The organism is Streptomyces sp. NPDC058662 (assembly GCF_042716255.1).
In the GTDB taxonomy this organism is placed as follows: domain Bacteria; phylum Actinomycetota; class Actinomycetes; order Streptomycetales; family Streptomycetaceae; genus Streptomyces.
In genome coordinates, this window is the sequence record NZ_JBHXRU010000139.1 from 1 (window position 1) to 12,933 (window position 12,933).

At 72.3% G+C, this 12,933-nt stretch carries 10 protein-coding genes; 2 read left to right on the top strand and 8 right to left on the bottom strand.

The genetic code is table 11. The features are described 5' to 3' along the window. Positions 1-107 precede the first annotated feature (107 nt). On the bottom strand, positions 108-713 hold the full coding sequence (locus tag ACFWUQ_RS29300) for a dTDP-4-dehydrorhamnose 3,5-epimerase family protein (protein ID WP_384544028.1): 606 nt from the start codon (positions 711-713) through the stop codon (positions 108-110). Positions 714-869: 156 nt separating this feature from the next. Next, positions 870-3,194: an ATP-binding cassette domain-containing protein gene (locus ACFWUQ_RS29305; RefSeq protein ID WP_384544030.1), complete on the bottom strand. Its 2,325-nt coding sequence runs from the start codon at positions 3,192-3,194 to the stop codon at positions 870-872. Positions 3,195-3,417: 223 nt separating this feature from the next. Here ACFWUQ_RS29305 and ACFWUQ_RS29310 point away from each other — a divergent pair, with 223 nt between their 5' ends. Further along, positions 3,418-4,278: a class I SAM-dependent methyltransferase gene (locus ACFWUQ_RS29310; protein ID WP_384544032.1), complete on the top strand. Its 861-nt coding sequence runs from the start codon at positions 3,418-3,420 to the stop codon at positions 4,276-4,278. A 50-nt stretch (positions 4,279-4,328) separates the two neighbouring features. Here ACFWUQ_RS29310 and ACFWUQ_RS29315 read toward each other — a convergent pair whose 3' ends face one another. From ACFWUQ_RS29315 to rdmE, 6 genes are all read right to left on the bottom strand, one after another. Then, the gene (locus ACFWUQ_RS29315) at positions 4,329-5,540 is read right to left on the bottom strand and encodes a DUF418 domain-containing protein (protein ID WP_384544034.1); all 1,212 of its coding nucleotides are present in this window, start codon (positions 5,538-5,540) and stop codon (positions 4,329-4,331) included. Between the two features lie 19 nt (positions 5,541-5,559). Then, the gene (locus ACFWUQ_RS29320) at positions 5,560-6,369 is read right to left on the bottom strand and encodes an FkbM family methyltransferase (protein ID WP_384544036.1); all 810 of its coding nucleotides are present in this window, start codon (positions 6,367-6,369) and stop codon (positions 5,560-5,562) included. 78 nt (positions 6,370-6,447) lie between these two features. After that, positions 6,448-7,731 carry an activator-dependent family glycosyltransferase gene (locus tag ACFWUQ_RS29325; RefSeq protein ID WP_384544038.1) on the bottom strand — a complete coding sequence of 428 codons (1,284 nt, stop codon included), beginning with the start codon at positions 7,729-7,731 and terminating at the stop codon, positions 6,448-6,450. A gap of 27 nt (positions 7,732-7,758) precedes the next feature. Then, complete coding sequence (locus ACFWUQ_RS29330) at positions 7,759-8,910, bottom strand: P450-derived glycosyltransferase activator (RefSeq protein WP_384544040.1); 1,152 nt, start codon at positions 8,908-8,910, stop codon at positions 7,759-7,761. 62 nt (positions 8,911-8,972) lie between these two features. Beyond that, the gene (locus ACFWUQ_RS29335) at positions 8,973-9,770 is read right to left on the bottom strand and encodes a phytanoyl-CoA dioxygenase family protein (RefSeq protein ID WP_384544042.1); all 798 of its coding nucleotides are present in this window, start codon (positions 9,768-9,770) and stop codon (positions 8,973-8,975) included. A gap of 58 nt (positions 9,771-9,828) precedes the next feature. Then, complete coding sequence (gene rdmE, locus ACFWUQ_RS29340; protein WP_384544044.1) at positions 9,829-11,442, bottom strand: aklavinone 12-hydroxylase RdmE; 1,614 nt, start codon at positions 11,440-11,442, stop codon at positions 9,829-9,831. A 164-nt stretch (positions 11,443-11,606) separates the two neighbouring features. Between rdmE and ACFWUQ_RS29345 the strand changes: the two genes are divergently transcribed. Beyond that, on the top strand, positions 11,607-12,890 hold the full coding sequence (locus ACFWUQ_RS29345) for an activator-dependent family glycosyltransferase (RefSeq protein WP_384544046.1): 1,284 nt from the start codon (positions 11,607-11,609) through the stop codon (positions 12,888-12,890). The last annotated feature ends 43 nt before the right edge of the window (positions 12,891-12,933 follow it).

Here is a 12,933-nt window from a genome sequence, read left to right on the forward strand (position 1 = left end):
CGGGGGGGGCCCCCCCGGGTCGCCCCGCCCGGCGTCTACCAGTCAGGTCGCGCGCCGGGCTCCCGGTTACGCGGGGCGTTCCCCACCACGCGTCGTACCGCCGCGGCTCAGGCGGACCGCAGAGCCCGATCGATCGCCAGGCACTCGGCGTAGTCGGGCAGCAGGCCGCCCGACGCCGCCTTCTCCAACGTGGGCGCGGCGAGGTCGCGCTCGGACAGGATCGGCTCGATGTCCTCGGGGATGGGCAGGCCCAGGTCCGGGTCGAGGATCGACAGCGCCAGTTCGTTCTCCGGAACGTACTCCCCGGAGAGGAGGTACGAGACGACGGTGTCGTCCTCCAGCGCGACGAAGCCGTGGGCGACGCCGACCGGGAAATACACGGCGCGAAATGCCTCGGTGTCCAGCAGAACGGCATCCCAGCGGCCGAAGGTCGGCGATCCGACCCGGATGTCCACCGCGATGTCCAGTGTCTTCCCGCGGGCGCAGTACACGTACTTGCCGCAGCCCGGCGGTGTCAGTGTGTAGTGCAGTCCGCGCACCACGCCCCGCCGCGACCTGCTGTGATTGGTCTGGGCGACCCGGAACAGTGAATGTCCGGTGGCTTCAGCGAACGCCGACTCCTGATAGGGCGACACGAATATGCCACGCCCGTCGTCGAAAATGCGCGGGGTGAATTCGAGCGCGCCCTCGACGGACAGTTCCCGCGACTGCATGGAGGAAACCATAAGGGACTCCCATTCAATGCCGTATTGACCGCTCCTGCTGCTGCCGATGATGGCTTCGGGCTCTCGCACGCGCCTCAACAACGGCTGGACGGTCGTCCGGCACGCCAGCCCGCCTCCAGGGCCGGGTGCTGTGACCGGAAGGGATCACCGCGTCGCCGCGCCCTGCACCCCGCCCGGCGCGGCGACGTACTCGCGGAGGTGGCGGGCCGTGAGGGTGTCGCCGTGGGCGACGAGATCGGCCGGGGTGCCCGTGAACACGATCCGGCCGCCGTCGTGGCCGGCGCCCGGCCCGAGGTCGATGATCCAGTCCGCGTGGGCCATCACGGCCTGGTGGTGCTCGATGGCGATGACCGTGTTGCCGGTCTCCACGAGCCGGTCGAGCAGTCCCAGCAGCTGGTCCACGTCCGCGAGGTGCAGTCCGCTCGTCGGCTCGTCCAGCACGTAGACGGCGGCCTTCTCCGCCATGTGGATGGCCAGCTTGAGGCGCTGGCGCTCGCCTCCGGAGAGCGTGGTGAGAGGCTGCCCGAGGCCCACGTACCCGAGGCCGACATCGGCGAGCCGGTCGAGTACGGCCCGGGCCCGGCCGGTGGTGAAGAAGTCGCGGGCCTCGTCCACCGTCATGGCGAGCACCCCGCTGATGTTCTTGCCCCGCAGGGTGTAGGTGAGTACCCGGGGGATGAAGCGCTTGCCCTGGCACTCCTCGCAGACCGTGGCGACCCCCGCCATCATGGCGAGGTCGGTGTAGACCAGTCCGATGCCCTTGCAGTTCCGGCAGGCGCCCTCGGAGTTCGGGCTGAACAGGGACGACTTGACGCCGTTGGCCTTGGCGAAAGCGGCGCGGATCGGGTCGAGCAGACCGGTGTAGGTGGCCGTGTTGCTGCGCCGGGAGCCGCGGATCGCGGACTGGTCGACCACGATCACGCCGTCCCGGCCGGCCAGCGACCCGTGGATCAGGGAGCTCTTGCCCGATCCCGCGACACCCGTGACGACGGTCAGGACGCCGAGCGGCACCTCGACGCTGACATCCTTGAGGTTGTGCAGTGCGGCGCCGGTGATGGGGAGGTGCCCGGCGGGTTCGCGCGTGCGCTCCCTCGTCCGGACGCGGTGGTCGAGGTAGCGTCCGGTCAGTGTCCCGGAGCGGCGCAGCGCGGCGACGTCGCCGGTGAAGCAGACCTCGCCGCCGGCGGGGCCCGCGCCCGGGCCCAGGTCGACGACGTGGTCGGCGATCCTGATCGTCTCCGGTTTGTGCTCCACGACGAGGACGGTGTTCCCCTTGTCGCGGAGGCGGAGCAGGACGGAGTTCATGCGCTGGATGTCGTGCGGGTGCAGGCCCACGGTGGGCTCGTCGAAGACATAGGTGACGTCGGTGAGGCTCGACCCGAGGTGCCGCACCATCTTCACGCGCTGGGCCTCGCCGCCGGACAGGGTGCCCGACTCACGGTCCAGGCTGAGGTAGCCGAGGCCGATCTCCACCAGGGAGTCGAGCAGTTCGCACAGATTGGCCAGCAGCGGCGCCACCGAGGGGGCGTCGATGCCCCGGACGAAGCGGGCCAGTTCCGTGATCTGCAGGGCGCAGCACTCGGCGATGTTGAGGCCGTTGATCCGGCAGGCGAGGGCGGCCGGGTTCAGCCTGCCGCCGCCGCAGGCCTCGCAGCGGGTGAAGGCCACCGCGCGGTCGACGAAGGCCCGGATGTGGGGCTGCATGGCTTCCCGGTCCTTGCCCAGGAAGAGGCGGCGCACCTTCACCATGAGGCCCTCGTACGTGGTGCCGGTGCCGCCGTGCAGGAGTTTGATCCTGGTGGCGGTCCGGTGCATCAGGTCGTCCCACTCGGTGGGGCTGAAGTCCTTCACCTTGACGTCGGGGTCGAAGTAGCCGGAGTGGGCGATCGACTTCCAGTACCAGGAGTCGACGTTGAAGTTCGGCACGGTGATCGCGCCCTCGTTGAGGGAGCGTTCGACGTCCAGCAGCTGGCCGGGGTCGAGGGTGGAGACCCGGCCGAGGCCCTGGCAGTCGGGGCACATCCCCTCGGGCACGTTGAAGCTGAACGCCCCAGAGGTGCCGGCGTGCGGGGTCCCCAGCTGGCTGAAGACGATCCGCAGCATCGTGTGCGCGTCGGTGGCGGTGCCCACGGTGGAGCGGGAGTTGACCCCCATGCGCTCCTGGTCGAGGACGATGGCCGCGCTCAGATTGCGCAGGGCGTCGACGTCGGGCCGCCCGAAGTTCGGCATGAACGACTGGATGAACGCCGTGTACGTCTCGTTGATCAGGCGCCGGGACTCGGCGGCGATCGTGCCGAAGACCAGCGACGACTTCCCCGAGCCGGAGACCCCGGTGAAGACCGTGAGGCGGCGTTTGGGGATGTCGAGGGAGACATCGGCCAGGTTGTTCTCCCGGGCGCCCCGGACCTCGATCACGTCATGGCTGTCGGCCGGCGGCCGCGGGCTCCCGGCCTGGTCTAAGAACGTCATCGGATCACCCTATTTCGCGGCCCACACCGTGTAAACACGGCCGGAATCCCCCCACGATGGCGCGCGGTCGGCCGTCCTGCCTGGTGGGGCCGGGGATGCCGCCGCGGCGGCCGGGACGCCGTCCAGCCGCGCTCCATCTGTTCTCCAGCGCTTTCGAAGGCGTCGGTCGGACGATGGCGGCCCGGACACCGATGCCGGTCCGCAGGATTCCTTGGGAGCGCACATGGACAAGACGACGTACAAGGCCCATGTCACGGCCGCGTTCGACCGGGCCGCCGGGTCCTATGACCGGCTGGGGGTCACCTTCTTCACCCCGATGGGGCGCCGGCTCGTCGAACGAGCCGCCCCGCGACCCGGGGAGCGTGTCCTGGACGTGGGCTGCGGACGGGGGGCGTGCCTCTTCCACGCCGCCTCGCTCATCGGCGACTCGGGCCACGCCCTCGGTATCGACATCGCACCGGCCATGATCGACGAGGCGCGCAAGGAGGCGGCCGCGACGGGTATCGGCAATGTCGAACTGCGGGTGATGGACGCGGAGTTCCCCGAGTTGCCGGCCCGCTCCTTCGATGTCGTCACCGGCAGCTACAGCCTCATCTTCCTCCCGGACGCACGGGCCGCGCTGCCCCGCTACGCCGAACTGCTCGCCGACGGCGGCCGCCTCGCCTTCACCAGTCCGGTCTTCGACGACGACAGCTTCCCCTTCCTCCCCCCGGTCTTCACCGAGCTCATCCCGCGGTCGCTGCTGGAGAACCTGCCGCCGCAGTGGCGGCCGGAGGAGCTCCAGCGGCGCTTCAACAGCTGGCTGGCGGACGAGGGGGACCTGCGCCGGACCCTGGAGTCCGCGGGGTTCGGCGAGGTCGCGATCACCGACGAACCGGTCGACCTGGTGGCCCCCTCCGGTGAGGCGTGGGTGACCTGGTCCCACACCCAGGGCATGCGCCTGCTGTGGGAGCACCTGCCCGCGGACGACCGGGAGCGGCTGCGCGTCCGGCTGACGGAGGCCCTGGACGCGATGCGTACGGACGGCGGGCCGCTGACGATCGAGACGCCGGTGCGGTACGTGACGGCGCGCGTGACCCGCTGAGCTCCCGCCGCCCGCCGTCCGGCGGGGCTGTCGGGCGGCGGCCGGCCCTGTCAGCGTCGCGGCGTCCGGGAGCCGCCCGGCTCCCCGGCCCGTCGGATCGCCCTGCTCAGCAGCGCCTCGGCGGGTCCTTGCCGCTCGCCCCCTCGGCGCAGCAGTTCGGCGGCCAGTACGCCGGCGGACCATGTGCCGAGGGCGATGAGCGCTGAGCCGAGGACTCCGACGCGGTCGCCGAGCCCCCAGGTGTAGGGGGCGAACAGCGCCAGCCAGACGACCGACTGCCCCAGGTAGCAGCTCATCGACCGTCTGCCGCAGGCGGCGACCGCGGTCGCGGTCGCGCTCCGCCGGCCGTCCAGGCGCAGTGCGAGCAGGGCGACCGCCGCCGCCAGTCCGCAGCCGCCCGCGTATCCCGTCAGGACGTGCAGCGTGCTGAGCCCCCACGTCACGTCCGCGGGGGTGGTGGTCCACACTCCGGAGGTGACCAGCGCCAGGGGAAGGCCGCCGGCGACGCTGACGGCGGTGCCCGTCAGCGCCACCCGCCGCAGCAGGGCCCGGTGCCGGCCCGGTTCCTCCAGGATCCGGAGCCGGGCCGCACGTTCACCGATCAGGAACGGGCCCAGCGACATGAGGGCGAACAGCGGTGTGGTGAGCACCCAGGTGCCCACCCGGTACGCCGCGTCGGACACCGGGTCCGCGGCCAGGAAGAGCGCCGCCGCGGTGTCGCCCGGGTCCGGGGACACGCTCGCGGACACCATGGTCCCGTACACCGCCGCCCCCGTGACGACACCGATGCCCACGACCGTGTACAGGGTGCGGTCGCCGGCGCCGGTCAGGCCGACCGCGGCCAGGCCGAGCAGCCCGTACGCACCCAGCACGTCCCCGGCGAACAGCAGCAGCGCATGGGCGAACCCGAAGACCAGCAGCCATCGGGCGCGCCGGCGCAGCACCGCCCGGGCCCCGGACTCGTCCCGTCCGCGCTCCCTCTCGCGGGCCAGGATCCGCCCGGTGCCGTACCCGAAGAGCAGGGCGAACATCGGGAAGCTGCGGCTGTCGGCCAGTACGGTGAGCAGTCCCGCCGTCAGCGCGTCCGGCGGCGAGCCCGCGACCGGCGGGTACCCCCGGACCACGGTGGCGCTCCCCCGCAGGAACATGTGGGCGTGGACCAGGGCGACGATCAGCAGCATGAGGCCCCGGGCGAGATCGGGGGCGAGGGCACGGTGTGCTCCGGCCCCGGATCCGGACGGCCGCGCGACGCCGTCACTCATCGGTCTTCCTCCCGACGCGTCAGTCCCGCTCCGCGAGCACCAGGTGGACGCTGCCGCCGACGTAGACCCCCCACTGGGAGACCGTCACCCGGAAACCGAGGCCGGTCAGCCTCGCCACGGTGCGGCCGAGCCTGCCGTCGGTGTCGTGGACCTCCAGGAGGACCCGGCGGATACGGGGCCAGCAGGCGGGATCGATGCCGTCGAGGACGGCGAGTTCACCCCGTTCGACATCGATTTTGAGCAGGCCCACGCGGTCCACGCCGTGCTCCGCCATGACGGCGGTCAGGGTGGTCACCTCGACCGTGACCCGCTGGGTCACGTTGAAGGTGCGCCGCACGACCTCCCTCGTCCGCTCGTCGGCGCCGATGTTGTCGAGATGCGCTTCGAGGTTGCGGGCGTCGTCCTCGGCGTCGTCGTACAGGGTCGAGGCCGAGGCCACGTACGGCCGGTAGGTCAGCTCGGACTTCCCGGGCGCCGCTCCCAGCGCCTGCCGGACGGCGGTCGCCCCGGGAAGGTGGCGGGCGAGGTTCTCGTCGAGACAGGTGAAGGCCTTGGGGGCGGGCTCGAAGGCCATCAGGCGGCTCTCGGGGGCCAGCTCGGCGAAGAGGAGGGACGCCAGCCCGATGTGTGCGCCGACGTCGATGACGGCCTCGTCGGGGCGCAGGCCCTCGGCGGCCATGCGGTAGGGGGCGGCGTTGCTGATCTCCTCCCAGAGGGTGTGTGCTTCCGCTTCCTGGACCGCCGACACCAGGCGGCCGTCGGGCAGTTCGCAGCGGGTGACCGGAAGGTCGGTGGGCAGTTCGTCGGGGAGATCCCAGGGATTCGGCATGGCGACGAATGTGCGGCACCGGTCTCGAAGAGCGCACGAGGAGCTCTGGTTCACCGGTGACCGGGCGGGTGGGCCCGGTCACGCGCCGTTCCGGTGCTCCCTGGTCATCCTCTGGAGGACGGGCACGATCTCGTTGGGCGTCGGCATGGCGCGGATCTCCTCCCGGAGGTCGCGGGCCCGCGCGGCGTACGAGGGCTCGTCGAGCAGTCGCAGGATCTTCTCCCGCAGGACCTCGGCCGTCAGGTCGCGGGCGGAGACGGCCAGGGTGGTGCCGGACTTCTCGTACTCCTCGCCCATGTCCTCGCTGACCCACTCGTAGCCGACGATGACGACCTGGGGCACACCGTGCAGGTCTGCGGTGGCCTTCGTCTGGTAGCCGGCGTGGTGCACGATCACCGAGCACGACGGGGCCAGTTCGTTGAGCGGCACGAAATCGGTGGTGCGGATGTTGTCCGGCAGGTCCGGCAGGGCGCCGAGCTGCGCCGGGTCGAGGGCGGCGATGATCTCGACGTCCAGTCCGGCCAGGCTCTGGAAGAGGGCGGCGAGGGTCTCGTCGAGCCGGAACCGCTCGGAGTCCTCACTGGTGATGGACGTGCCGAGGGTGACGCACACCCGCCGGCGCTCCGCCGGCTCGTAGAGCCACTTGGGCACGGCGCAGCGCCCGTTGTACGGCACGTAGCGCATCGGGACCGTGGGCAGGTCGAGTTCCTGGCGCAGGCTTGCGGGGCGGGTGTCGACGACCCACTGGCCGGTCAGCATCGTCTCGTCGAACCGGCGGTCGCTGCCGAGGCGTTCGAGCGTCCAGTCGATCCATTCGGCCGTCGGGTCCTCGCGCAGCGGCTCGGGCTGCTGGTCGCGGTGGCGTACGAAGTGTCCGCGGGTGACCATCTGCAGGGCCAGCTCGGGACCCGACACGAGGCGGGCGTGGGCGGCGCCACTCGCGACGGCGACGACGGCCCCGGCGATGGAGAAGCTCTCCCAGATCACCAGGTCGGGCTGCCAGCTGCGGGCCACCTCCACGAGCTGGTCGATCTGCGCGTCGTTGTTGAGCGGCTGGTAGAGCGCGGGGACCACCATGTTCTCGTAGGCGAGGTGGTCCTCCCAGGTCGCCTTGGAGGGGTCCTGCTTGCTGGTTCCGATCTCGTTGAAGAGGGAGATCGCCTCCTTCTGGAAGCCGTCGAGCTGCTCCCAGAGGGTCGGTGACTCGATCGGGACAGCGGTCAGGCCCGTCTGGGTGACGGTGTCCACGAGTTGTTCGTTGCAGGCGGCCTGCACCTCGTGGCCCGCGGTGCGCAGGGCCCAGGCCAGCGGGACCATCTGGTGGAAGTGATTGCCCTCGATCGACGTGAACAGGACGCGCATCGGCGGGTTCCTTTCTGTGGACGCCGGTCAGCCGGTGGCGAGCGGGCAGCTGAGCAGGTGCCCGGTCACCGGCGAGCGGCGGCTGCGCAGGTGCGGGGCCGCCCTGCGGGGCCGCGGCCCCGCGGCGACCAGCGCGCGGACGACGCTTTCGGCCAGGGCGCGGGCGAACGGGACGGTCAGCCGGTGGACATGGGTGGGGAGCAGCGGTTCGGTCGGGCGGCCGGTGTCGAACCGGGAGGGGTCGGGGAAGACGTCGGGATCGCGGTTCGCCGCCGCGAGGAGCACCACCAGCCGCTCGCCCCGCGACACGCGCTGCCCGGCGAGTTCGACGTCGGCGCCGGCGATGACCGGGTGGAGCCGCACGGGCGGGTCGTACCGCAGGACCTCGGTCACGACCGCGGCCGCGTGCCCGGGGTCGTCGGCCACGCGCGACCACTCCTCGGGGTGGTCCACGACCGCGAGCACGGACCCGGTGACGAGCGCCGCCGCCGTGCGGACCCCGGCGGTGGCCAGCGGCAGCGCGGCTTCCCGGGGCCCGGGCCCCGGGTTCCCGTCCGGTTCCGTGAGGAGGGCGCGCAGGCCGGCTACGGCGGCCGCCGCGCGCCGGGTGGCGTCCAGGCGCTGCGGGCACAGCAGGCCGTCGAGGACGATGGCGGCGGCGGCGCAGTCACGCGCCAGTTCCCGCCGGCGCGCCGCGGACAGTCCGGCGGCCTCGGCGAGCAGGTCCACCGGAACCCGCTCCGCGAGGTCGGTGACGAGGTCGAAGTCCCCGTCCAGGCCGGCGACCGCCCGCTCGCACACGGCGGTGACGGCGGCGGGCGTGACGAGGCTCCCCGCCGACGCGCGCAGCCGCTCGTAGCAGGCGCTGTCGCCGCCGAGCCCCGCGTCCCGGACCGGTACGTGGGCGTCCTCGTCCGTGACCGGGTCCCGCGGCCACGTCCCGCCGAGCACGCTCGCGGCGAGGGCGTGGTCCGCCGTCACCCAGGCGCCCGTGGTGCTGCGCCGGAGCGGGCCGAGCGCGCGGATCCGCTCGTAGCCCGGGTGGGGGTCCTCGTCGTGGCCGCGGAGCACATCGGCGTACGGATCGCCCTTCATCTGGTGCAGCCACACCTCCCCGTGCGCCCGCTGGAGCCGCCGGCCCAGCTCGCCGATGTCCGTGCCGTTCCATGTCCCCTGCATGACGCCCACCTTTGACGGTCTCCTGCGGCCGGTCCGGTCCCTCTCCAGTGCCGTGGCCGGAACTAGACGAGGGGGAACTTCTCGTTGTTCAGCGGGTCCCCGGGCGCCATGTGCGCGATGTGGGCGTCCTCGGTCCCCGGCCAGTACGTGGTGTCGGCGTCCATGTAGACGATGCCGTGTCCCATCCGGGGGCTGTCGGTCAGGTTCGCCCCGGCCATGTGCACGGTGCGGCAGTGGTGGAAGGCGACGTCTCCGGCCCTGAGCGGGACGGTGACCCGGGGCTGCCAGTCGTAGTCGGGCCAGATGTCGGAGATGGCCCGGTGTTCCGCGAAGCTGGTCATGTGGGTCTGGCGGTGGGCGGCTTCGCGCAGGTGGGATCCGGGCACGTAGCTGAGGCATCCGCTCTCCACCGGTACGTCGACCAGCGCGACCCAGGCGGTGAGCGTCCGGTCGAGACCGTGGAGCGGGAGGCCCGTCTCGTCGTCGTGGACAAGTGTGGGCAGCGTGGTCAGGCTCTTCCGGCCCGCTTTGAGGAGGATGTCGGTGCTGTAGAGGCGCAGTGGGGCGGCGGCGAGCCGCTTGGCGATCGCGGTGATCGCCGGGTGCAGGGCGAGGTCGCGCAGCGCCTCGTGCTTGAGCCAGGCCTGGGCGACGAAGTGGACCTGCACCTCGTCCTCGCCCGCGCCCCAGATCTCCGGGCCGTGCTGGGCGACCACCTCTTCGGAGGCGGCCCGGAACCGCTCCACCTCGGTGGCGGAGAGGACCTGGGGGATGCGGACGAAGCCGTCCTCGCGGTAGGAGCGCAGGGCCTCGTCCGTGAGGACGCCGGCCGTGGTCGGGGCGGGTGTACGGGCCGTCATCGCGCGTTCACTCCTTCGTCGTGGTGGTACGGGCGTGGTACGGGTCGGCGCGCCGCCCTCACCGGGACAGCACACGGGCCAGGACGTCGCGCAGGGTCCGCGCGGGGTGCTCCGGGCGGGTGGCGGTGCGCCAGGCGACGATGCCGTCGGGCCGGATCAGGCTGGCGCCCTGCGTACCGATGCCGAAGCGTTCGGCCAGTTCGCCGTCGGGGTCGCTGACATCGACGGCCGGGCCGTGCACCGTCAGGGGGACGCCGAGTTCGTCGCTCGCCCTGCGGGCCCACCCGGTCCACGGGGCGCCGTCCGCGCCGGTCATGAGCAGCCAGCCGGAGCCGGAGAGGTCCACGGTCGAGATCCGCTCGCCGGCCCGCCGCAGCCATACGTGCGGCATGCGGAATCCGGGCCGGCCGGTGGGCCGGGCCGGGGACTCGACCCGGGCCGTGTCGTCGTCGTCGATGACGACGGCGTCGGAGCGGTAGCGGAAGCCGAGGATCGCCTCGGCGTAGCCGACGGGCTCGGCCGTCCGGTCCTGGAGGTGCGGGGCCAGCCGGGAGGCGTAGAGGTGCATGGACTCGTCCATGACGAGCTGGGCCACGAGCTTGCGCTCGGGTTCGTAGCTGTCCAGGAGTCCCTGGCCGGCCCGGCCGGTGAGGACCGAGGACAGCTTCCAGGCCAGGTCGTACCCGTCACCGATGGCCGTGTTGCCGCCGAGGCCGCCCGTGGGCGGGATGACCTTGGCCGAGTCCCCGACCAGGAACACCCGGCCGGCGCGCCACCGTTCGGCGATGCGGGCCGCCATCTCCCAGCGCTGGACGTCCAGCACCCCGGGGTCGAGGTCGGGGGCGTCCAGGCCGGTGCGGATCAGTTCGACGCAGCGGGCGGGGGTGAAGTCGTCGGCGGATTCGCCGCGTTCGGGGTGGTACTCGACCAGGAAGGTGTGCCGCTCGGGTCGGTCGCTGCCGATGAAGATGCCGGTGAAGTGCGGGTTGCGCAGGTAGTACAGCCCCGAGGCGTCGGAGGTGAGGATCTCGGACAGGTCCGCTTCGAAGATCATGCCGACCACGTGGGACAGCGAGCCGTGGCCGTGGCGGGCGATGCCGAGCCCTTCCCTGATGGGGCTGCTGTCGCCGTCGGCGGCCACGAGGTAGCGCGCCCGTACGGTGCTCCGCGCGTCGCTCCCGCGGTCGCGGAGCACCGCGGTGACCCCGTGCGCGTCCTGTTCGTAGGAGACCAGCTCCGTGCCGAACCGGACCCGCGCTCCGTCCTCGACCGCGCGGGCCAGCATCAGGGGTTCCAGCTGGTCCTGCCAGGCCAGCGCCCACGGCATCGGGGAGCAGGGCGCGGTGGTGGCGACCAGGTGGTCGAAGCCCTCCTCGAAGGTGTCGAGCACCTCGCCCCGTACGGTCTCGGCGACCCGGGTCGTGAAGTGGCCCTTGGCGCCGCGGTGGTCGGTGGCCTGCTGCACCTGTTCGGCGATCCCGCCGATCCGCAGCAGTTCCATGGTGCGCGGGTTCTGGCCGATCGCCCTGGGGTGGATCGACGTCGTCGGATGCTTCTCGGCCATGAGCACCCGCACACCGAGCCGGGCGAGGAACATCGTCGTGGCGAGCCCGCCCAGGCCCGCGCCCACGACCAGGACGTCGACTTCACTGTCGGCTGCGGTTGCGGTCATTGCCATCTCCCCGTCTCGTGCGGCGCCCGGTCGGACATCGGCCGACCGGGGCCGAGAATCGCCCGCCGGCGTCGAACTTCGCTGGAGGCCCGGTGCCCGGGCCTCGTGCGGCGCTGCGGCATTCTTCGAGCGGCGTGCGACGGCGCCCCGGCAGGGTGAGGCGCATGCGAGTGCTGTTCACGCCGTTCCCGGCGAGTACCCACGTCCACACCCAGGTGCCTCTGGCGTGGGCGATGCGGGCCGCGGGACACGAGGTCCGTGTCGCCACCCGGCCGGACGTGTTCGAGGACATCAGCAACGCCGGCCTGACCGCGGTCCCGGTCGGCGGGATCCTCGACGTTCCGGCCACGATGAATCCGGAGTACACCGACGAGCCCGACGAGATCCGTGACGAAGCCTGGCTGGACGTCCTCGACATCAGTGAGACCCGGCCGGAGAAGCTGACCTATCCCTATGTCCACGGGGTGCTCACCGCGTGGACCTCGTTCGTCTACCAGAACACCCTGCCGGACGACGCGACCGAGGAGCTGATCGACTTCGCCCGCGCCTGGCGGCCCGACCTGGTCGTCTGGGACACCATGTACTACCCCGGCGCGCTCGCGGCGCGGATCAGCGGCGCGGCGCACGCCCGGCTCATGTTCGGGCTGGACCTGGTGGGGCTGATGCGCCAGCAGTACCTGAGCGGGCTGGCCGAGCTGGCGCCGGCCCTGCGGGAGGATCCGCTGGAGGAGTGGATGGGCCGGATCCTGCGGCGGCACGGCCGGGAGTTCACCGAGGACCTGGTCGTGGGCCAGTGGACCATCGACCCCGTTCCGCCGTCGCTGCGGCTGCCCGTCGACCTTTTGTCCGTCCCGGTGCGCTACGTGCCGTACAACGGCGAGGCGTCGGTCCCGGGATGGCTGCGCGAGCCTCCTCGCCGGCCCCGTGTCTGCCTCACCCTCGGCAGGTCCTTCCGCGAGGTGGTGGGCGCCGACCGGACCTCCGTCGGCGATCTGCTGGACGCGGTGGCGGAGCTGGATGTGGAGGTCGTCGCCACGTTCACCGCGGGCCAGCTCGACGGGGACCGCCCGGTGCCGGACAACGTGCGGGTCGTCGACTTCGCCCCGCTGGACGCACTGCTGCCCACCTGCGCGGCGATCGTCCACCACGGCGGGTCGGGGACGCTCCAGACCGCACTGGCGCACGGCGTACCCCAGGTCGTGGTGCCGGCCAAGATGTGGTGCAACGTCCCGAAGGCGCACCGGGTGCGCGACGCGGGCGCAGCACTGTGCATCGATCCGGCGGAGCTGACGCCGGACGGCCTGCGGGCCGCGCTGGTCCGGGTACTGGAGGAGCCGTCGTTCCGTACGAGCGCGGACCGGCTGCGCCGGGAGGTCACGGGTACGCCGACGCCCGCCGACATCGTCCCGGTGCTGGAGAGGCTGACCGCCGCGCACCGGGCGCGGTAGGGCGCCCGGTGCGGCGGACCGCCGCGGCCGCGGGGGGACTCCC